This is a genomic window from Massilia sp. IC2-477 (genome assembly GCF_020707265.1).
In the GTDB taxonomy this organism is placed as follows: domain Bacteria; phylum Pseudomonadota; class Gammaproteobacteria; order Burkholderiales; family Burkholderiaceae_D; genus Telluria.
Map to the genome: position 1 here is coordinate 187,934 of NZ_JAJFEQ010000008.1, position 20,316 is coordinate 208,249.

Below are 20,316 nucleotides of genomic sequence, written 5' to 3' on the forward strand. Positions count from 1 at the left end.
CCGGCATGTTCTGGCAAATCAGCTGCACTCTGTGTTGACAAAAACATACACGCTCGACACACTCGTCTGTACTGTCGAGCATCGCCGGGTTTGCCCGGGACACCGTCCCGGGCCCGGCGGCTCCTGGAGAGACAATGCGTGCCCTGAACCGCCTGCTGGCGCCCCTGGCCCTGTTCCTGTGCGCGCACGGCGCGCTCGCGCAAGGCCCGGCCCCGACCATCGTCGAGGGTTTCAGTCCCGAGGGCCAGGTCAAGGCGGTGCGCCAGGTGGTCGCGCGCTTCTCGCAGCCGATGGCGGCCTTCGGCGATCCGCGGGGCGACAGCCCGTTCACGGTCGACTGTCCCGGCCTGGCGATCGGGGGTGCCGGGCGCTGGGTCGACGGCAGCATCTGGAGCTACGATTTCGAGCGCGACCTGCCGGGCGCCAGCGCCTGCCGCTTCACGCTGCGCGAGGGCCTGCGCGACCTGGCCGGCCAGCCGGTGGGCGGGCAGCGTGCCTTCGCCTTCACCACCGGTGGCCCCGCGGTGATCCGCATGCAGCCTTTCGAAGGCAGCCAGCTCGACGAGAATCAGGTCTTTTTGCTGGCGCTCGACGCGCCGGCCACGCCCCAATCGATCGAGCGCCATGCCTGGTGCCGCGCCGGCGGCGTCAACGAGAAGATCGGCGTGCGCCTGCTGGAGGGCGAGGAACGCGAGCGCCTGCTGGCGCTGCGGCGTGACTTCATCGACCGTCATCTGATCGTGTGGTTCAAGGCGCGCGGCCGGGTTTGGGTAGCCAAGGCGCCGCTGCGCGCGAAGATCGATGCGGAGCTGCCGGTGGCGGCGCTGCAGTGCCGCCGCACGCTGCCCGCCGACACGGACTTCACCCTGGTCTGGGGCAAGGGCGTGGCGGCGCCGAACGGCGTCGCCACCATCGAGGACCAGGAGCTGGCCTTCCGCACCCGGCCCGACTTCCGTTTCAGCCTGCACTGCGAGCGCACCAATGCGCGCGCCGGCTGCGTGCCCTTCCTGCCGGTGCGGGTCGAGTTCAGTGCTCCGGTAGCGAGCGAGGAGCTGCGCAAGCTGGTGCTGGAGGAAAGCGGCGGCAAGCGCCACGCCCCGGTGCTGGACGAGGAAGCGAAGGGCGGTTCTGCGACATCGGTGCGCTTCACCGGGCCATTTCGCGAGCTGGCGACGCTGGATCTACGCGTTCCCGATTCTCTGCGCGACGACGCCGGGCGCCCCCTGGCCGTGCGGAGCAAATCGCTCAGCCTGAAGGTGGACCGCCAGCCGCCGCTGGTCAAGTTCGCAGCGCCTTTCGGCATCCTGGAGGCGCACGGCGACCGCCTGCTGCCCGTCACAGTGCGCAACGTCGAACCCGCGCTGGCCACGGCCGTGCGCAGCGGCGCCAGCCTGCGGGTCGAGCGCGAACAGGACGTGCTGGCCTGGCTGACCAGGCTGAATACCTATGGACGCGATCCCTGGCGCCAGCCGGAGGGCAACCTGAAGGTGTCGCTGCTGGGCCGGAACGTCGCCAAGGACGACGCGGGCCGCATTGAGCGCTTCGCCCTGCCGAAGCCGGGCGGCAAACGCGCCTTCGAAGTCATCGGCATTCCCCTGAAGAAGCCGGGCTTTTATGTGGTCGAGGTGGCGAGCCCCTTGCTCGGCAAGGCATTGAATGACAAGGAGCAGACCGCCTACGTGCGCACCGCCGCGCTGGTCACTAACATGGCGGCCCACCTCAAGCGTGGCGCCGAGTCGTCGCTGGTGTGGGTGACCTCGCTGGACAAGGGCCGGCCGGTAGCGGGCGCCCGGGTGGCGCTGCGCGACTGCGACGGCCGCCAGCTGTGGTCGGGCACGACCGGCCCCGATGGTGTGGCGCGCATCCGCGAAGCGCTGCCGCGCGCCAAGTGCGGTGACAATCTGTTTGTCAGTGCGCGCAAGGGCGAAGACTTTACGTTCACCCTGTCGACCTGGCAGCAGGGCATCGAGCCCTGGCGCTTCAACCTGCAGCAGGGAAGCCTGGGCGAGGACACCCGCATTGTCGCCACCGTGCTCGACCGCACCCTGCTGCGCGCCGGCGAAACGGTGCACATGAAGCACTTCCTGCGGCGCCGCGTCGGCAGCGGGATGGCGCTGGTCTACACAAAGGACAAGGCGCCGCGGCCGGACTATGCCTGGCTGGGCGAGGACACCGTCGAAGACGCGGCGGTGCCGAGCAAGGCCTGGCTGGTCCACCAGGGCAGCGGCGACAAGATCGCGCTGCCACTCAGCTGGGACGCTGCAGGCCAGGCCCACGGGGAATGGAAGATACCTGAAGAATCGAAGCTCGGGGGCTACCAGGTGGTAATCGGCAACCAGGTGGCGGGCGAGTTCCGGGTCGAGCAGTTCCGTGTGCCGACCATGAAGGCGGTGCTGAAAGGTCCCGCAAAACCCGTCGTCGCGGCGCGCTCACTGGCGATCGACGCCCAGCTCAATTACCTGAACGGCGGCCCGGCCGGCAAGACCCAAACGACCCTGCGCACTGTAGTCGAGGATTCATACACTCACTTCGACGCCTTCGAAGGCTTTAGCTTTGGCGGCGGCGATGTCAAGGAAGGCATCGAGAAGACGGGCGAGGGCGGCGGCGAATACGTCGACGATGAAGGCGAGGGTGAGGACGGGATGCCGCTTGAAGGCGAGCGTACCGGCGTGGCGCCGCGCACGCAGCGTGTGGTCCTGGACCGCAACGGCGCAGCGCGCATCGAGGTGCCCGAGCTGCCGGCGCTGGACCGGCCGCGCAGCCTGCTGGCGGAACTGAGCTGGCAGGACCCGAACGGCGAGACCCTCACCGCCTCCACTCGGGTGCCGCTGTGGCCCTCGGCGCTGGCGGTCGGCATCCGCAACGGCGACTGGATGAGCCGCGACCGCTTGAAGTTCCAGGTGGCGGTAGTCAGCGTCGACGGCCGGCCGGCGCCAGGCAGGGAGGCGACAGTCGACTTCTTCCGCCGCGAATACAGCTCGCACCGGCGGCGCCTGGTCGGCGGCTTCTATGCCTACGAATCGACCAGCGAGATCAAGCGCATCGATGGCGCCTGCTCGGGCCGCACCGACGTCCGTGGCCTGCTGCTGTGCGATGTACCGGCCCCGGGCGAGGGCAACATCATCCTGCGCGCCCGTGTCCAGGATGCGGAAGGGCGCGCCGCCGTGAGCCAGCAGGAGGTCTACGTGGCGGGCAGGAAGGAGAGCTGGTTCGACGTCTCCGACAACGACCGCATCGACCTGCTTCCCTCGCGCCCGCGTTTCGAACCGGGCGAACAGGCCAGCTTCCAGGTGCGCTCGCCCTTCCGCGATGCCACGGTGCTGGTGACGGTGGAGCGCGAAGGCATCCTCGACACCTATGTGCGGCGCGTATCGAGCAAGGACCCGACCATCTCGATCCCGGTCAAGGCCAATTATGCGCCCAATGTGTTCGTGTCGGCGCTGGTGGTGCGCGGGCGCGTGGCCGGGGCCAAGCCGACCGCGCTGGTGGACCTGGGCAAGCCCGCCTACAAGCTTGGCATCGCACCGGTCAAGGTAGGCTGGGCCGCGCATGAGCTGGACGTGCAGGTGCTGCCGGAGCGCCAGGTGTACAAGGTGCGCGAACGCGCCAGTGTCCGGGTCAAGGTCAGGCGCCCTGATGGCAAGCCGCTGCCCGCTGGGGCCGAGGTGGCGCTGGCGGCGGTGGACACGGGCCTGCTGGAACTCAAGCCCAACGACAGCTGGAAGCTGCTGGACGCCATGATGCGTCCGCGCAGCCAGCAGGTCGAGACCTCGACCGCCCAGATGCAGGTGGTGGGCAAGCGCCACTTCGGCCGCAAGTCGGTGGCGCATGGCGGCGGCGGCGGCCGTGGCGCCAGCCGCGAGCTGTTCGACACCCTCTTGCTCTGGAAGGGCAAGGTCGTGCTGGATGCGAACGGCGAGGCAGAGGTGACGGTGCCGCTGAACGATTCCTTGACCGGTTTCCGTATCGTGGCGGTGGCCAGCGCGGGGACCAGCCTGTTCGGCACCGATTCTGCCGACATCCGCAGCACCCAGGACCTCATGCTGCTGTCCGGTCTGCCCACGCTGGTGCGCGAGGGCGACCGCCTGCGCGCCGGTTTCACGGTGCGGAACGCCTCGGACGCAGGCTTTGAGGTCCGCCTGGGTGCCAGTATGGCGGCCGACGAGCGTGGGCCGCAGGCACTGCCGGCGCAGGCCGTGAAGCTGGAGCCGGGCGAGGCGCGCGAGGTGTTCTGGGACGTGACTGTGCCGCAGGCGCGCAGCCTGCGCTGGGAGGTCGAGGCGAACAGCGCTTCCGCACGCGACAGCATCCGCGTGACGCAGAAAGTGGGCGAAGCGGTGCCGGTGCGGACCTACCAGGCAACCCTGCTGCAGGTCGACGGTCCCAAGTCGATCACCGTGCAGCGCCCGGGCGATGCAGTTCCCGGCAAGGGCGGCGTGCGCACCAGCTTCAGCCCGCAGCTGGCGGGCAGCATGGCCGGCGTGCGCGACTACATGGCGCGCTATCCGTATTCCTGCTTCGAGCAGCGCACCTCGAAGGCGGTGGCGCTCGGCGACGAGAAGATGTGGCGCGAGGTGGCCGCAACGCTGCCGGCCCACCTCGACGGCGACGGCCTCCTGAAATACTTCGCCACCATGGGCCTGGGCGACGACGCCCTGACTGCCTATGTACTGTCGGTGACGGCGGAAGCAGGCTACGACATCGCGCCGGAACAGCGCGAGCGCATGGAAGCGGCCCTGGTCGCCTTCGTCGAAGGCCGCATCGTGCGCGGGAGCAGCCTGCGCACCGGCGAGCTGGCGGTGCGCAAGATCGCGGCGCTGGAAGCCCTGTCGCGCAGACAGCCGGTGCGCGACAACTGGCTGCTATCCTTCCAGATCCAGCCGAACCTGTGGCCGACGTCTGCCGTGGTCGACTGGTACCTGATCCTGCAGCGCTCCGAGGGGCTAACGCGCCGCGACGAGCTGCTGGCCCAGGCCCAGCACATCCTGCGCTCGCGCCTGAACCTGCAGGGCAGCACCATGGGCTTTTCCACCGAGCGCAGCGACGACTGGTGGTGGCTGATGGCCTCGCCCGACGCGAACGCCAACCGGCTGCTGCTGGCCATGCTCGACAATCCAGCCTGGCAGGCCGACATGGGGCGCATCGCGCGCGGCAGCCTCGGGCGCCAGCAGCGCGGCCACTGGGAGACCACGCTGGCCAATGCCTGGGGCGCGCTGGCGATGCGCAAATTCTCGGACAAATTCGAGGCGGTTCCCGTCACGGGAAAGAGCAGCGTGCAGCTGGCCGACAACCACTGGAGCGGCAGCGTGCCCGGCAGCGTGCTGCAGGCCTGGCCGCAGGGCGCAGCGCCGGTCTCGATCCGCCACGAGGGTAGCGGGAAGCCCTGGGCCACGATCCAGAGCCTGGCCGCGATCCCGCTCAAGGCCCCGCTCTCGAGCGGCTACAGGATCGCGCGCAGCATCACCCCGGTCGAGCAGCAGACGGCCGGCGTGTGGACACGCGGCGACGTCTACCGGGTCCGCCTGGACCTGGAAGCGCAGGCCGACATGAACTGGGTGGTCGTGGACGACCCGATTCCCGCCAGCGCCAGCATCCTCGGCAGCGGCCTGGGCGGCGACTCGCAGATCGCTACCGGAGGCGAAGTCCAGCGCGGCTGGGTACAGCCGGACTTCCAGGAACGCAGCGCCGGCGCCTTCCGCGCCTATTATGCCTGGGTCCCGAAGGGCAAGTGGAGCATCGAGTACACTGTCCGCCTGAACAACGACGGCCGCTTCGCGCTGCCGCCGACCCGGGTGGAAGCCATGTACAACCCCGAGATGTTCGGTGAGGCGCCGAATCCGCCCGTGGTGGTGGGACGCTGATGCGCCTCGTTCCTGCGCTGCTGTTGCTGTTGCCGGCGTTCGCCGTGGCGGCAATGCCCACACCCTTTGATGTGCGCGCGGCCTGGCAGCCGTCCGAGGCACGCCTGCTCGACCGCAATGGCGTCGCCCTCGATTCCGTGCGCGTCGACCTGAAGGCCCGGCGCGGCAACTGGGTGAGCCTGGCCGATATCTCGCCCGCACTCGGGGTGGCCGTGCTGCAAGCGGAAGACCAGCGCTTCATGCAGCACGGCGGCATCGACCTGCGCGCGGCTGGGCAGGCGGCCTGGGACAACCTGTTCCGCCAGCGCCCGCGCGGCGCGTCGACCATCACCATGCAGCTGGCCGGCCTGCTCGATGCGGAACTGCGGGCGGCGAAGGACGGCCGCAGCTGGATGCAGAAGTTCGACCAGGTGCTGGCGGCGCGCGAGATCGAGGCCGGCTGGAGCAAGCAGCAGATCCTGGAAGCCTACCTGAACCTGGTGACTTTCCGTGGCGAGCTGCAGGGCGTCGGCGCCGCTTCGCGTGCGCTGTTCAACAAGGCGCCCTCGGGCCTGGACGGTACCGAATCGGCGATCCTGGCCGCGCTGCTGCGCGCACCTTCCGCCGCGCCGAAAGCAGTGGCGCGGCGCGCCTGCCAGCTGGCGAAGGAGCTGAAGCTGCCCGGCGACTGCACCGCCGTCGAATGGCGCGCCGCCGTGGCCCTGGCGCGTCCGGCCCCAGCAGCCCAGGCAAACACACCGCCTGCGCTGCGCCGGCTGCTCGGGAACGCCGGTAGCGGCGTACGCACCACCCTCGACGCGCGGGTGCAGGCCGCCGCGCTCGACGCGCTGCGCCGCCATGTGCGCGAACTGGCCGAGCGCAACGTCGGCGACGGCGCCGTGGTCGTCATCGACAATGCCAGCGGCGAGCTGCTGGCCTATGTGGCGAATACCGGCAAGGGCGAGGTCGACGGCGTCGCCGCGCCGCGACAGGCCGGTTCCACCCTCAAGCCTTTCCTGTACCAGCTGGCGCTCGAGCGGCGCCTGCTCACGGCCGCTTCGCTGCTGGACGACAGCCCGGTCGACATCGCGCTAGGGGGCGCTTCTTACGTGCCGCAGAACTACGACCGCGCATTTCGGGGCTATGCCAGTGTGCGCACCAGCCTGGCCAGTTCGCTCAACGTGCCTGCCGTGCGCACGCTGCTGCTGGCCGGCGGTGAGCGCTTCCACGAGCGCTTGCGCGCGCTGGGGATCGGCACCCTCAGCGAGGACGCCGACTTCTACGGCCCCTCGCTGGCGCTGGGCTCAAGCGACGTGACGCTGCTGGAACTGAGCAATGCCTACCGGACCCTGGCGAATGGCGGGCGCCAGGGGACGCCGACGCTGCGGCCGCGCGCGAAAGAGCCGCTGATACGACTGCTCGATCCCGCCGCCACCTTCGTCATCGGCGACATCCTGGCCGACCGCGGCGCCCGCAGCCCGACATTCGGGCTACGCAGCGACCTCGCCACTGCCTACTGGAGCGCTGTGAAGACCGGCACCAGCAAGGACATGCGCGACAACTGGTGCATCGGCTATACGGACCGCTACACGGTTGGCGTCTGGGTGGGCAACTTCAATGGTCAGCCGATGTGGGACGTGTCGGGTGTGTCAGGAGCGGCGCCAGTGTGGCGCGATGTAATGGACTTCCTGCACCGCGACCGGCCCGGACGGCAGGCTGCGGCGCCGGCGGGCGTGGTGCGCAAAGCCGTCAGCTACCAGCCCGCACACGAGCCGGCGCGTGAGGAATGGTTCCTGCGCGGGACCGAGACGGCGCTTGTGGAAGCCGTGCCGGCCGCGCGCCGTTCACCGCGCATCGTGTATCCGGTGGATGGCAGCATCGTGGCGGTGGACCCGGACATCCCGGACGGCGTGGAACGCGTGCTGTTCCAGGCCCAGGGGGCGGGCGAGCACCGCTGGCGACTGGACGGGAAGGACGTCGGCCTGGCGTCCAATCCTTTGGCCTGGCATCCTGCCGTCGGCGAGCACCGCCTGGAACTGGTGGATGGTTCAGGCAAGGCCGTATCGACCAGCCGCTTCGAGGTGCGGGGTAACTAGCAAACGTGCGAACGAGAGGGCCACCAATGACATCTACATTCTTTCGATCGTTCCTGGTCTCGTGCCTGCTGCTGACGGGGTGCGCTACGGGTGATTCGGGGCACGCGCTGGATAAGTACGTGGTCCAGGGTATGCGGGAAACCGGTGCGCAGGGTCTGGCGATCGCGGTCGTCCGAGGCGGAGTCGTGACGCGGGTAGCTACCTGGGGAAAGCGCAACGCCCGCGGCGAGCCTCTCACGCCCGACACAGTGATGTATGGCGCGTCGCTCACCAAAGCCGTGTTTGCCTATACGGTGATGCAGCTTGTCGAGGAAGGCAGGCTTGACCTGGATACGTCGATCGCGGCCTATCTTCCGAAAGCGCTTCCCGAGTATGCGGGCGAAGCAGGCAGGTACGCCGCCTGGCAGCATCTCGCCGGCGATGAGCGCTGGCGAAAACTCACGCCACGCATCCTGCTCACCCACAGCGCCGGCTTTTCGAATTTCGGGTTTCTCGAACCTGACGGAAAACTGAAGTTCCATTTCGACCCCGGCTCCCGGTACGCCTATTCCGGCGATGGGTTGATCCTGCTGCAGTTCGTCATTGAACGCGGGCTGGGTCTCGACTTGGGCAAGGAGATGCAGCGGCGTGTGTTCGACCGCTTCGGCATGAAGCGAACCAGCATGACCTGGCGTCCGGATTTCGCCACGAATCTTGCCGATGGGTGGAAAGAGGATGGCAGCGTCGAAGCACACGACGAGCGCAGCAAGACACGCGCTGCCGGTTCGATGGACACGACGATCAGGGATTTCGCCGAATTTGCCGCTGCTTACGTCCGCGGCGACGGCCTGCAGCCAGGATCCCGGGCTGAGCTGACGCGGCCCCAGTTGCCCATCCTGACTGCCTCACAGTTTCCTTCATTGCAGGCCATCGCCCCGCCGGAGCGACGGCACCGCGACCTGACCGCGGGGCTTGGCGTCATCACCTTCGACGGGCCTCAGGGTCGTGGATTCCAGAAAGGCGGACACAATGATTCCACCGGCAATACCTGGGTCTGCCTGGAACGACAACAAAGCTGCGTAGTGATCCTGTCGAACGATGTGCGCGCCGAGCCGTTGTTCCCGGAGATCGTCCGCCTCATCCTGGGTGAGACCGGTATGCCCTGGAGCTGGGAGTATGGGCCGCGCAGTTGGGCAAGGCCGTGACCGGCATTTTTCCTTGCAGCGGGTTGATCACGAGCGGATGCAGCGGGATCCAGGGTCAAGTCTCGACTGGTTTGCTGATCTGTTTACGATAATAGAATCGCAATAATGAAATTTTTCCGAAGTTTACTGGTGCTTCTACCTGGATTACTGAATGTGGCTTGCACCTTCAATTCAGTCAAACCCCTGCCTGCCGGCGGCTTACCGTCTGCGAATCGCGCGGTAATCGTGTATGGTGTACAAGTCGAAGGCGTCTGGGATTACGCTGGTTTCGGTGTCCAAATAGATGAGTACGATATCGAGAAACAGAACATTACAGGTAACTGTTTCCGCTTTAATCGTGCCGTTGCCAGCGTCTCTTCGGTTCCCGGACCTGTTAGATACTTCGCTTTCGATGTGCCGCCAGGTCACTATGGCTACAGTCCCTTCCACGCAACGCGATTCGCAGGTGATTTTGTAGCCTTCGAGGCCCCACCTGCGCAAATCGTATACTTAGGAATTTTCCGCTTCGAGAAGAGCCAGGTCGTTTCACTCAGCCGAAATCTGGAGGCGGTCAGGCACGAGCTCAACGCAGCACTCCCCGGACTGAAGGGCCAAGTCACCTCGGCGAGGGCGAGCCTGGCAAAACGTCCGCGGCCCTTCCTTTGTGCGCCGTGAGACCAGCGAAAATCAATGTCGGCAGCCAGCCTCAGAGCGTTGGACGACAGCAAGACCCGACGGTCCACCGAAAGCCAGGTTCTGCATGTTCTCGCGGTGCTGCAACTTGGGCACCGACCTTCGCCAGTGCCACGGTCTTGCTGACAAGGACAAGCGTTCAGTCAGCAATCTCCTAACTGACCTGCGGCGGGTCCTGCACTGGAATCTCCAGATCCCCCAGCAGGATCTTGTCCGGCGTGATCGGCGTGCTGCGCAGGCGTCGTCCGGTGGCGTGGAAGATCGCGTTGCTGATCGCCGCCGACACCGACACCAGGCCGATCTCGCCCACACCCTTGGCGCCGAGCTGCTCGCTGACGATGCGGTCGTCCTCGTCGGCGAAGATCACCTCGATGTTGTGGACGTCCGCATTCACCGCCACGTGGTACTCGGCGTAGTTGTGGTTCATGAAGCGCCCGAAGCGGTGGTCCGTGAAGCTCTCCTCATGCAGCGCCTGGCTGATGCCCCAGACCACGCCGCCGATCACCTGGCTGGCCGCGGTCTTGGCGCTGATGATGCGGCCAGCCGCCACCGCATTGACCACGCGCGTGACGCGTACGATGCCCAGCTTCTCGTTGACCCGCACTTCGCAGAATACTGCCGAGTGCACGGCGCGCGTGTACTTGCGCTGCTTGAGCATCGAGGGCGTCATGAAGAACTTTTCCTCGACCCGGTCGACGCCTGCGGAAGCCAGGACTTCGCGCAGCTGCATCGCGGTTTCCGGCCGATTGCGCAGGCGCACGGTACCGTCGGTGAACTCCAGGTCCTGGGGCCGCGCCTTGGCCAGCAGCGAACCCGGCATCTTCTTGGCCAGTTTGATCAGACTCTTCTTGAGCTTGTCGCAGGCGCTGTGCACGCCGCTGCCCACCGTCGAGACGTGCGAAGAACCACCTTCGACCGGTGCGAAAGGCAGGGTCGAGTCGCCCAGCTGGAAGGTGACGCGCTCCAGCGGCAGGCCCAGGCTCTCGGCCGCGATCATCGACATCACCGTGTAGGTGCCGGTGCCGATGTCGGACGCCGCGCTGCTCACCACCAGGCGCCCGTCCGCATGGAACACGGCGCTCACGCGCGCCAGCATCACCAGCGAATCCCACATGCCGGTTGCCATGCCCCAGCCGACCAGTTCGTCGCCGTCGCGCATCGAACGCGGCTCGATCGGGCGGTCCTTCCAGCCGAAGCGGGCGGCGCCCTTGTCGTAGCACTGGCTCAGTTCCTTGGTCGAATACGGCTTGTCCTCGAGCGGATTGCGGTCGGCATAGTTCAGGCGCCGGAACTCCAGCGGGTCCATGCGCAACTTGTAGGCCAGTTCGTCCATCGCCACTTCCAGCGCATGCATGCCGTGGGCGGCGCCGGGGGCGCGCATGTCGATCGGCGAGTGGCGGTCGTGCGCCACCAGCTTGTAGCCGAGCTTGATGTTGTCGCAGGCGTAGAGCTGCCCCGACCAGTTGACGACGACTTCGACGTAGTCCTCGAGGCGCGAGGTCTCGTGGATGGCCTCGTGCACGATGGCCTGCAGCTTGCCGTCCTGATTGGCGGCCAGCTTGACCTGCTGCCAGGTCTCGGGCCGGTGGCCGAAGCTGAACATCTGCTGGCGCGTGAGCACCACGCGCACCGAGCATTTCAGCTTCAGCGCCGCCATCACGGCAAGGGGCAGCTGGTACTGCGGACGCAGGCCGGAGCCGAAGGCGCCGCCCACGTAGGGGTTGCGCACCGTGACCTTTTCCTTCTTCAAACCAAAGGCGCGCGACACGTACCAACGGTTGTTCTGTGAGCTCTGGGTCTTGTCGTAGATGGTCAGGTGGCCGTCCTCGCCATACACCACGGTGGTGGCATGCATCTCCATCGGGTTGTGGTGCTCGACGCCGTGGTAGAACTGCGATTCGATCTTGACCTCGGCCTGTTCATACGCCTTGTCGGCGTTGCCGGTGGAGCTGGGAGGCGTGAAGCCGGCCTTCAGCGGACGCGGCTTGTAGGCCTGGTCCAGGCTCTCCAGCAGGTTCGTTTCGTGCTCCTCTTCCTCGTAGCTGACGTCCACCAGCTGGGCCGCATGGCGCGCAGCCTCGAAGGTCTCGGCCACCACCAGGGCGACCGGCTGGCCGCTGTAGAAGATACGGTCGCTGAACAGCGGGCGGAAGGGCGAGCCGGCGGGCGCGGTCATGTCCTTGTAGGCCAGGTCCCAGGAGCGGACCTTGGGGCGGTTCAGGTGGGTGAGCACCTCCACCACGCCGGGGACGCTGAGCGCCGCACGGGTGTCGATGCTCTTGACGCGGCCGCGCGCCGCGGTGCCGCTCACCACCACGCCGTAGCGCAGGTCGGGCGCCTCGTGCTCGGCGGCGTATTTCGCTTGTCCGGTCACCTTGGCGTAGCCGTCGACCCGCGAGACCGGCATGCCGCTGCGCACGCGGCCGGTGCCTTCGGGCGCGGTCGGGGTGCGCAGTTCTGGAATCAGGTCGGTCATCGTTGTTCTCCCTTGGCGTACTCGGTGCCGCGCGCGGCGGTCGTCAATGCCTGTTCGATGGTATTGCGGGCCAGCGTCAGCTTGAAGTCGTTCTGGCCGTGGCCTTTCGCGCCGCGCAGCACGATGTCGGCTGCAGCTCCAAAGGTTTCCAGTCCCGGCGTCTTGCCCACCAGGGCTTCCTCCGCCTCTTCGACGCGCCAGGGCTTGTGGGCGACGCCGCCGAGGGCGATGCGGGCGGCGCGGATGGTGCCGCTCTGGATGTCGAGCGCCGCCGCCACCGACACCAGGGCAAACGCATAGGACAAGCGCTCACGCACCTTGATGTAGGCGGAATGCGCCCTGAAGCGGGCGGCGTCCGGCAGCGTGATGTGGGTGATCAGTTCACCCGGCTCCAGCGTGTTGTCCAGCTCGGGCCGGTCGCCCGGCAGGCGGTGGAAGTCGGCGAAGGGGATGTCGCGCTCGCCGCGCTGCGAGCGCACGTGCACCACGGAGTCGAGGGCGCGCAGGGCCACGCACATGTCCGACGGGTGGGTTGCGATGCAGTGTTCGCTGGTGCCGAGGATGGCGTGCAGTCGGTTCAGGCCGTCCTTGGCGGGGCAGCCGGTGCCCGGTTCGCGCTTGTTGCAGGGCGTGCCGACGTCGTAGAAGTAATAGCAGCGGGTGCGCTGCAGCAGGTTGCCGCCGTTGGTGGCCATGTTGCGCAGCTGGGGCGAGGCGCCGGCCAGGATCGCGGCGCTCAGCAGCGGATAGCGTTCGCGTACCAGCGGGTGGTAGGCGGTGTCGGCGTTGCGGGCGAGGGCGCCCAGGCGCAGCCCGCCGTTCGCTTCTTCGACCGTGTCAAGGCCGAGGCCGTTGATGTCGACCAGCTCGCCTGGGCGCATCACGCCTTCTTTCATTAAGTCGAGCAGGTTGGTGCCGCCCGCGATGGGACGCGCGCCTGACGCCAGGCGGGCCAGCGCGGCGTCCACGTCGCTGGCCTGGGTAAAGGTGAACGGGTTCATGCGAGCACCGGACCGGTCGTGAACGGCTTTTCGCCTTCGCCAGGCTTGCCCTGGATGCCCATCACCTGCATCACCGCTTCGGTGATCTGTGGGTAGGCGCCGCAGCGGCACACGTTGCCGCTCATGAGCTCGCGCACGTCGTCGATGCTCCTGGCCTGGCCTTCGGCGATCAGGCCGGCGGCGGAACACAGCTGGCCGGGGGTGCAGTAACCGCACTGGAAGGCGTCGCAATCGATGAAGGCCTGCTGCAGCGGATGCAGGGTGTCGCCGTCGGCCAGGCCCTCGACCGTGGTCAGCTCCTTGCCGTCGTGCATCACCGCCAGGGTCAGGCAGGAATTGATGCGTTTGCCGTCCAGCAGGACGGTACATGCGCCGCACTGGCCATGGTCGCAGCCCTTCTTGGTGCCGGTGAGGTCTGCGCGTTCGCGCAGGAGGTCGAGCAGCGTCACCCAGGGTTCGACCGAATACTCGCGGTCCTCCCCGTTGATGCGCAGCCGGATCGGGTGTTGGTGCAGTTCCATGGCCGTCCCTTCGTAATATCCTTGAGCGAAGCCACTACCTTAACCGTCCACCCGATCCTGTTCGGTTAGTTCACACACGTACCATCGCGGCCTCGGCGGTTCAATCCACAGTCAGGGTCTTCGCCTGCGGGTCCACCATGCGGAGCATCCGCACCACGGCGTCGGTGGTGACGGTGTCGATTTGCCCCGCCATGCGGCGCTCGAACGGGTGGTCGTCGAAGGCGACATTGGCGCGGAACATGCGCGCGCCCAGGCGCACCGCCGCCGGCACCTCGACGGTGGGCGGCTGGAAGCCGATCGAGCGCAGCCATTTCTGGGCTTCAAGACGGGTCTCTACCTGGCCAGCGGGAGCGAAAGCGGCGGCGAGGTTCTCCAGCACCCACTGGTTCGAGTTCTGGTACCTGGTCGAGTACACGTAGGACAGCATGTTGTAGTTCGGCTCGTGCAGGCGCACCGGGGTGCGGGTCGCCACCAGTTTGGCCAGTTTCGCCCCCATCTCCGGGCCCGGAATCACCAGTTGCGCCTCGAAGCGATACAGGTCGGTGAGGAAGAAGTTGCCCATGCCCTCGTTGTACAGCGCCGAACTGGCGCTGCCGCAGTCGTTCAGTTCGTGCACGACGATCCAGCGCCCCGCCGGATGGTCGCGCACCACAATCCCCATGTGCGAGTAGCGCAGGCGATACTTGCTGAGGTCCTGGCCGGCGCGCGAGACCAGCGCGACCTGGGCGCCGCTGGCCTCGAGCGCCTGCACGGTGCGCTGGGCCAGGTCCATCGACAGTACCACCTCGTGCGGCGCGAGAGGACGTTCCTCGCAGGGCTGGCCCGCGTGCGCAGGGACAGTCGCAGCCAGTGCGCCGAGCAGGGCCGCGGCAAGCAGCGGGCGCATCAGCTTGCCCTCGCATGGTGCAGCAGGGCTTTGCCCGCTTCGTTCGGGATAAAGGCGAGCGCCTTGCCCGAGGCGACCAGCACGTAGCCGGTCGAGGCGGTGACCACTTCCAGCGTGCTGCCGACCGCCACGGAAACGCCGCCGGCGGCCTTTCCCGACAGGCGCACGGTGGCCCGGCTGGCGTCCGCCGCGTTTTCCAGTACCACTTCCAGGCCGTCGCCGACAGTCTTGACGCTGGCCACGACCACGCTGCCGGTGGCCGCAACGGCCAGGATGGAACCGCCGACCACCACACCCGACAGGTTGGCGCTGGCGTTCGACACGGCCGACTGGCCCGACTGGCCGGCGTGGCCCGCCGCCTGGGTGGCGGCGCAGGCGAGGCCGAGCAGGGTAGCGAGGATGATCCGTTTCATGGTGTGCTCCTTCGTTGAAGTGTTGGCATGATCGCCACCCGACGTGATGCTTGCAAGAAAAACGCACGAAGTAGCGCGGTACTGACGCTGCGGTATCGGATTGCGATACCGGACGGTGGTCCCGGTGAACGGTGGGCAGCAAAGGCTGGTCCAACATCCTGACTCAGGGAGGGGCGGGATGAAGGAAGGGGAGCGTAGCGGCCGCATCAGCGCCGAGCTGTGGGAAGTGCTGCGGCGCCACCGCTGGCGCATCGCGGCGGCGGTCGCGCTGCTGCTGGTGGCCAAGCTCGCGACGGTCGCGGTGCCGCTGCTGCTCAAGCGGATCATCGATGCCTTGTCGACGGCCTCGCTGCCGGCCAGCCTGCCGCTCTACCTGCTGGTCGGCTATGCGCTGCTGCGTTTTTCGTCCACCCTGTTCAACGAGTGGCGCGACCTGCTGTTCGTGCGCGTCACCCTGGCCGCAGTATCGGCATACGCCCAGAAGACCTTCTCGCACCTGCATGCGCTGGGGCCGCGCTTTCACGCCCGGCGCAAGCTGGGCAGCCTGCTGCCCGACATCGACCGCGGCACGGGCGGCATCGCCTTCCTGCTCGGTGTCGGCCTGTTCACCATCGTGCCGACCCTGGTCGAGATCGGGCTGGTGCTGGCCATCATGCTCAACCGCTACGCGGCGGGATTCGCCGGCATCATCCTGGTCACCTTCCTGGTGTATGCCGGCTTCACGCTGGTGTTCACCGCCCGCCGCGTGTTCTACCAGCGCCGCGTCAACAAGCTCGATTCCACCGCCAAGGGGCGGCTGGCCGACAGCCTGATCAACTACGACACGGTCAAGTACTTCGGCGGCGAAGCGCGCGAGGCCCGGCGTTTCGCCGCCATCATGGGCGACTGGGTCGATGCCGGCGCCGCCAACCAGCGCGCCCTGTTCACGCTGCACGTGGGGCAGAGCGCCATCATCGCGCTGGGTGTGGCGGCGATCATGGTGCTGGCCGGGCAGGCGGTGCTGGCGCGCCAGATGAGCGTGGGCGACCTGGTCTTGATCAATGCCTATGCGTTGCAGGTCTGCCTGCCACTGAACGCCCTCGGCTTCACCTACCGCGAGGCGCGCGACGCCTGGGTCAATGCCGAGCGCCTGTTCGAACTGCTGCGCGAGCGGCCCGAGATCGACGATCCGCCAGGCAGCCCGGCGCTGCAGCCCGGCCCCGGCGAGATCGTGTTCGAGCACGTCAGCTTTGATTACGAGGCGGCGCGCCCGGTGCTGGTTGACGTCAGCCTGCGCATCGCGCCGGGCACCACGCTGGCGGTGGTGGGACGCAGCGGCTCCGGCAAATCGACGCTGGCGCGACTGCTGCTGCGCTACTACGACCCGGCCAATGGCCGCATCCTGGTGGACGGCCAGGATATCCGCCTGTGCAGCGCCGCCAGCGTGCGCCAGGCGATCGGCGTGGTGCCGCAGGATACGGCCCTGTTCAACGACACGATCGGCAGCAACATCGCCTATGGCCGCAGCGGCAGCACCCTGGAGGAGGTCGTGGCGGCCTGCCGCGCGGCCCACCTGCACGAGGTGATCGAGGCGCTGCCCGGCGGCTATGACGCGCCGGTGGGCGAGCGCGGCGTCAACCTGTCGGGTGGCGAAAAACAGCGCATCGCGATCGCACGCGCCGTGCTGAAGGATCCGCCGATCCTGATCTTCGACGAAGCCACTTCGGCCTTGGACGTGGACTCGGAGCACGCCATCACGCAGGAGCTGGACCGGCTGTCGCAGCACCGCACGACCCTGGTGATCGCGCACCGCCTGTCCACCATCGTCAATGCCGACACGATCGTGGTGATGGACCGGGGACGCATCGTGGAGCAGGGCACGCACGGGGAACTGCTGCGCCGCAAGGGCGCCTATGCGCGCCTGTGGCTGCTGCAGCAGAGGATGGAGGAGGACGCTGCGCGTTGACGGCGCTCAGGGCCCGCGGAAGACGATGGTCTTGTTCCCGTGCAGGAAGACGCGGCGCTCGATGTGGAACTTGACCGCCGCGGCCAGCGCCATGCATTCGTTGTCCCGCCCCACGCGCACCAGCTGCTCGGGCCGGAAATTGTGGTCCACGCGCGTGACCATCTGCTCGATGATCGGACCTTCGTCCAGGTCGGGCGTGACGTAGTGCGCGGTGGCGCCGATCAGCTTGACGCCGCGGTCGAAGGCCTGGTGATAGGGCTTGGCGCCCTTGAAGCCCGGCAGGAAGGAGTGGTGGATGTTGATGCAGCGCCCGGCCAGGCGGCGCGCCAGCTCGTCCGACAGGATCTGCATGTAGCGCGCCAGGATCACCAGCTCGGCGCCGGTTTCCTCGACCACTTCCAGCAGCCGCGCTTCCTGCTGCGCCTTGTTGTCTTTCGTGACGGGCAGGAAGATGAAGCGGATGCCCTCGCGCTCGACCATCGGACGCAGGTCGAGGTGGTTCGACACCACCGCCGTGAGCGACATGTTCAGTTCGCCGTTGCGGCGGCGGTACAGCAGGTCGTCGAGGCAGTGGTCGTCTTTCGACACCATGATCACAGTCTTGACGGCGTCCGAAGGGTCGTGGATCTTCCACTGCATCTGCAGTCGGGCGCCGCAGCCTTCGCCGAACTGCTCGCGGATGTTCTCGATGGTGGGCGAGCCGGCCTGCAGGCGGAACACGGCGCGCATGTAGAAGCGCTCGGTGGAATCGTCGTCGAACTGCTCGAGGGCGCAGATGTAGCAGTCGCGCTCCGCGAGGAAGGTCGCAACGGCGGCCACGATGCCGATACCGGCGCGGCAGCTGGCGTTGAGGATGTATTCGATCGGGGCGTTGGGGGCCCTGGCGTTTTCGTTCGGCGTCATGCTTCTGTCCTGTCGGTGCGTTCGTGGCGGGTGGGTGCCTGCGCTGTTGCCGGTGACGCCGCGGCGCCGCGACGGGTAGCCGCATGCCGTTGGCGCCGCCGTGCAAGCCTTGTGGACGGTGCAGACCTTGTCATTTTGCTAGCATCGCCGATGCGGATGCCGTCGTCAAGGAGCGCACGATTTGCCGCTCAGGACGCGCCGTCCGGCCGCAGGGCGCTGGCCACGGCGTCGACTAGGTCCTGGGGCGGCAGCGGCTTGTTGAGGACACGGATGTCGGCGGCAGTCACCCCGACCTCGGCGCCGTAGGCGGTCACGATCAGGGCCGGCAGCTGCGGCGTATGTTCGCGCAGCCGGCCGATCAGGCTGGCGCCGGTCATGCCGGGCATGCGGAAATCGGTGACCAGCAGGTCGATGCCGCCTGCCAGGCCGATCGTCAGCGCATCGACCGGATCGACGGCCGCCGTCACCTGGTGACCGGCCCGCTCCAGGTAGCGCTTGAAGACGTAGGTAATGGCCTCTTCGTCGTCGACCAGCAGGATATGCGCCATCGTCCTCAGCCCTCGTGGGTGAAACCGTCGGCCGGGTCGACCGCGGACTGGGTCCGTTTCTCGACCTTCAGCGCCTGGCGGATGCGCTCGGCCAGTTCGTTCAGGCGGTAGGGCTTGGTCATGATCGGGAAGGCGCTGGCCTCGCCCTTGGAAGCGGGCAGCGCATCGATGTAGCCGGTGGCGAGCAGCACCGGCACCTCGGGCTGGCGTTCACGCACCAGCTCGGCCAGGCGCAGGCCGTTCATCCCGCCCGGCATGATGATGTCGGTGAACAGCAGATCGATGCTGCCGTAGCGGTCCATCATCTCGAGCGCCGCCTCGCCGCTCGGGGCGCCCAGCACGCGGTAGCCGCTGGCACGCAGGTGGGTTTCCGCCAGCTCGCGCACTTCTTCGCTGTCGTCGACCACCAGCACGGTGCGCCTGCCCAGGATCGCCTCCGGCGTCCATTTTGCGCCGCTGCCGGCGCGCTCGCCCATGATTTCCATGCCCGACTTGGCGGCCTGCGGGAACACCATGCGGATGACGGTGCCGCGCTGCGGCGCGCTGTCGATCTCGAGGCGGCCGTGCGACTGCTGCACGAAGCCGTGCACCATCGCCAGGCCCAGGCCGGTGCCGGGACCCTTGGTCGTGAAGAAGGGCTCGGTCGCACGCGCCGCTACTTCCGGCGACATGCCTTCGCCTTCGTCGATCACGCACAGCACCACATAGCGCCCGGGCGCCAGGCGCAGGCGCTCGAGCCGCTCGGGGTCGTCCATGGTCGAGGTGGCGACGGTGACCTTGCCGCCGTCCGGCATGGCGTCGCGCGCGTTGATCAGGACGTTGAGCAGCGCCATCTCCATATGGGTCGGATCGAGCGTGCAGGATGGCAGGCCGGGTTTCAGGTCGAGGTGCAGGTCGACCTTGTCGCCCAGGGTGCGCACCAGCATTTCGCTGAACTCGACCACCAGCGAGTTCAGGTTGAGGCGCTTCGGCTCCAGCCGCTGCTTGCGCGCGAAGGTGAGCAGCTGCTGGGTGAGCTTGCCGGCCCGGTCGCTGGCCTGGCGCGCGCGGTCGATCGCTTGTCCAACCGTGACGCGGTCGTCCAGGTTGGTGGCGGCCAGTTCGAGGTTGCCGGCGACGACCTGCAGCAGGTTGTTGAAGTCGTGGGCCAGGCCGGCGGTGAGCTGGCCGATGGCTTCCATCTTCTGCGCCTGCAGGTAGGACTGCTCGGAGACACGCCGGCGCGTGATGTCCATCTGCGAGGCGAAGTAGTACAGCAGTTTGCCATGGTCGTCGAACACAGGGCCGATGAACAGGCCGTTCCAGAACGGCCGGCCGTCGGCCTTGTAGTTGAGGACATCGACCGCCACCGCGCGCTGCTCGGCGAGGGCGGCGCGGATCTCGTCGATGGTATGCGGGTCGGTCTGCTCGCCCTGCAGGAAGCGGCAGTTGCGGCCCAGGACGTCGCGCTCCTCGTAGCCGGTAAGGTCGAGAAAGGCGCGGTTGACGAAGGCGATCGGGTTGTCCGGCTGGTTCGGGTCGGTCACCACCATCGGCATGCGCGTCATCTCGATCGCGGCAAAGAAAATGTTGCCGCGCTCTTCGAAGCCGGGACGCGAAATCTGGCTCGCCTGCCAGTGGCGGATGCCGGGGTCGCCGAGCGGATTGAAGGCGCTGCCTTCGAGGGTCCCGACGCTGGGCACGCCTTCGCTCTGGCCACGGCTGTGCGCATCGTCATGCGGCAGACGGTCCCGTTCTTCCTTGCTGCTCCCTGTCGCCAATGCGGCCCCCTTGATCGTGGAAAGAAGGCCGACGCACCTGGAGGATCGGACTCCCGTGTGAATTATATAAC

General features: G+C 67.5%; 13 protein-coding genes. 5 read left to right on the forward strand and 8 right to left on the reverse strand.

The genetic code is table 11. The features are described 5' to 3' along the window. Positions 1-134 precede the first annotated feature (134 nt). The 4 genes from LK542_RS24845 to LK542_RS17700 all read left to right on the forward strand — a co-directional run bounded on the left by LK542_RS24845 (position 135) and on the right by LK542_RS17700 (position 9,774). Positions 135-5,861, forward strand: a complete 5,727-nt coding sequence (locus tag LK542_RS24845) for an alpha-2-macroglobulin family protein (protein WP_267877557.1) — start codon at positions 135-137, stop codon at positions 5,859-5,861. Further along, positions 5,861-7,936, forward strand: coding sequence for a penicillin-binding protein 1C (pbpC, locus tag LK542_RS17690; protein WP_227812909.1), 2,076 nt, complete (start codon positions 5,861-5,863; stop codon positions 7,934-7,936). Before LK542_RS24845 ends, pbpC begins: the two co-directional genes overlap by 1 nt. Before the next feature lie 26 nt (positions 7,937-7,962). Further along, complete coding sequence (locus tag LK542_RS17695) at positions 7,963-9,120, forward strand: serine hydrolase (protein ID WP_227812910.1); 1,158 nt, start codon at positions 7,963-7,965, stop codon at positions 9,118-9,120. 105 nt (positions 9,121-9,225) lie between these two features. Next, positions 9,226-9,774, forward strand: coding sequence for a hypothetical protein (locus tag LK542_RS17700; RefSeq protein ID WP_227812911.1), 549 nt, complete (start codon positions 9,226-9,228; stop codon positions 9,772-9,774). Between the two features lie 172 nt (positions 9,775-9,946). Here LK542_RS17700 and LK542_RS17705 read toward each other — a convergent pair whose 3' ends face one another. The 5 genes from LK542_RS17705 to LK542_RS17725 all read right to left on the reverse strand — a co-directional run bounded on the left by LK542_RS17705 (position 9,947) and on the right by LK542_RS17725 (position 15,089). Continuing rightward, entirely contained in the window at positions 9,947-12,268 is a 2,322-nt protein-coding gene (locus tag LK542_RS17705; protein ID WP_227812912.1) for a xanthine dehydrogenase family protein molybdopterin-binding subunit, read from the reverse strand. Next, positions 12,265-13,269 (reverse strand): xanthine dehydrogenase family protein subunit M, encoded by a 1,005-nt coding sequence (locus LK542_RS17710; RefSeq protein WP_227812913.1) that lies wholly within the window; start codon positions 13,267-13,269, stop codon positions 12,265-12,267. The genes LK542_RS17705 and LK542_RS17710 overlap by 4 nt, the downstream gene beginning before the upstream one ends. Then, positions 13,266-13,790, reverse strand: a complete 525-nt coding sequence (locus LK542_RS17715) for a (2Fe-2S)-binding protein (RefSeq protein ID WP_227812914.1) — start codon at positions 13,788-13,790, stop codon at positions 13,266-13,268. Before LK542_RS17715 ends, LK542_RS17710 begins: the two co-directional genes overlap by 4 nt. 100 nt (positions 13,791-13,890) lie before the next feature. Beyond that, entirely contained in the window at positions 13,891-14,676 is a 786-nt protein-coding gene (locus LK542_RS17720; protein WP_227802471.1) for a DUF2145 domain-containing protein, read from the reverse strand. Beyond that, on the reverse strand, positions 14,676-15,089 hold the full coding sequence (locus LK542_RS17725; RefSeq protein ID WP_227812915.1) for a hypothetical protein: 414 nt from the start codon (positions 15,087-15,089) through the stop codon (positions 14,676-14,678). The genes LK542_RS17720 and LK542_RS17725 overlap by 1 nt, the downstream gene beginning before the upstream one ends. Before the next feature lie 178 nt (positions 15,090-15,267). On the opposite strand from LK542_RS17725, the gene LK542_RS17730 reads away from it, so the two are divergent. Continuing rightward, positions 15,268-17,034, forward strand: a complete 1,767-nt coding sequence (locus LK542_RS17730; RefSeq protein ID WP_227812916.1) for an ABC transporter ATP-binding protein/permease — start codon at positions 15,268-15,270, stop codon at positions 17,032-17,034. A gap of 6 nt (positions 17,035-17,040) precedes the next feature. Here the strand turns inward: LK542_RS17730 and purU are convergent, their stop codons facing one another. The 3 genes from purU to LK542_RS17745 all read right to left on the reverse strand — a co-directional run bounded on the left by purU (position 17,041) and on the right by LK542_RS17745 (position 20,245). Then, a complete protein-coding gene (purU, locus tag LK542_RS17735) occupies positions 17,041-17,937 on the reverse strand; it encodes a formyltetrahydrofolate deformylase (protein WP_227812917.1) in 897 nt (298 codons plus the stop codon). Positions 17,938-18,125: 188 nt separating this feature from the next. After that, positions 18,126-18,485, reverse strand: coding sequence for a response regulator (locus LK542_RS17740; RefSeq protein WP_227812918.1), 360 nt, complete (start codon positions 18,483-18,485; stop codon positions 18,126-18,128). Positions 18,486-18,490: 5 nt separating this feature from the next. Continuing rightward, positions 18,491-20,245 (reverse strand): histidine kinase famiy protein, encoded by a 1,755-nt coding sequence (locus LK542_RS17745; protein WP_227812919.1) that lies wholly within the window; start codon positions 20,243-20,245, stop codon positions 18,491-18,493. Between the last annotated feature and the right edge of the window lie 71 nt (positions 20,246-20,316).

Excerpts from the sequence above, each read along its gene's own strand:
- LK542_RS24845 (WP_267877557.1), top strand. The coding sequence starts at position 135 with ATGCGTGCCCTGAACCGCCTGCTGGCGCCCCTGGCCCTGTTCCTGTGC.
- pbpC (WP_227812909.1), top strand. The coding sequence starts at position 5,861 with ATGCGCCTCGTTCCTGCGCTGCTGTTGCTGTTGCCGGCGTTCGCCGTG.
- LK542_RS17695 (WP_227812910.1), top strand. The coding sequence starts at position 7,963 with ATGACATCTACATTCTTTCGATCGTTCCTGGTCTCGTGCCTGCTGCTG.
- LK542_RS17700 (WP_227812911.1), top strand. The coding sequence starts at position 9,226 with ATGAAATTTTTCCGAAGTTTACTGGTGCTTCTACCTGGATTACTGAAT.
- LK542_RS17705 (WP_227812912.1), bottom strand. The coding sequence starts at position 12,268 with ATGACCGACCTGATTCCAGAACTGCGCACCCCGACCGCGCCCGAAGGC.
- LK542_RS17710 (WP_227812913.1), bottom strand. The coding sequence starts at position 13,269 with ATGAACCCGTTCACCTTTACCCAGGCCAGCGACGTGGACGCCGCGCTG.
- LK542_RS17715 (WP_227812914.1), bottom strand. The coding sequence starts at position 13,790 with ATGGAACTGCACCAACACCCGATCCGGCTGCGCATCAACGGGGAGGAC.
- LK542_RS17720 (WP_227802471.1), bottom strand. The coding sequence starts at position 14,676 with ATGCGCCCGCTGCTTGCCGCGGCCCTGCTCGGCGCACTGGCTGCGACT.
- LK542_RS17725 (WP_227812915.1), bottom strand. The coding sequence starts at position 15,089 with ATGAAACGGATCATCCTCGCTACCCTGCTCGGCCTCGCCTGCGCCGCC.
- LK542_RS17730 (WP_227812916.1), top strand. The coding sequence starts at position 15,268 with ATGAAGGAAGGGGAGCGTAGCGGCCGCATCAGCGCCGAGCTGTGGGAA.
- purU (WP_227812917.1), bottom strand. The coding sequence starts at position 17,937 with ATGACGCCGAACGAAAACGCCAGGGCCCCCAACGCCCCGATCGAATAC.
- LK542_RS17740 (WP_227812918.1), bottom strand. The coding sequence starts at position 18,485 with ATGGCGCATATCCTGCTGGTCGACGACGAAGAGGCCATTACCTACGTC.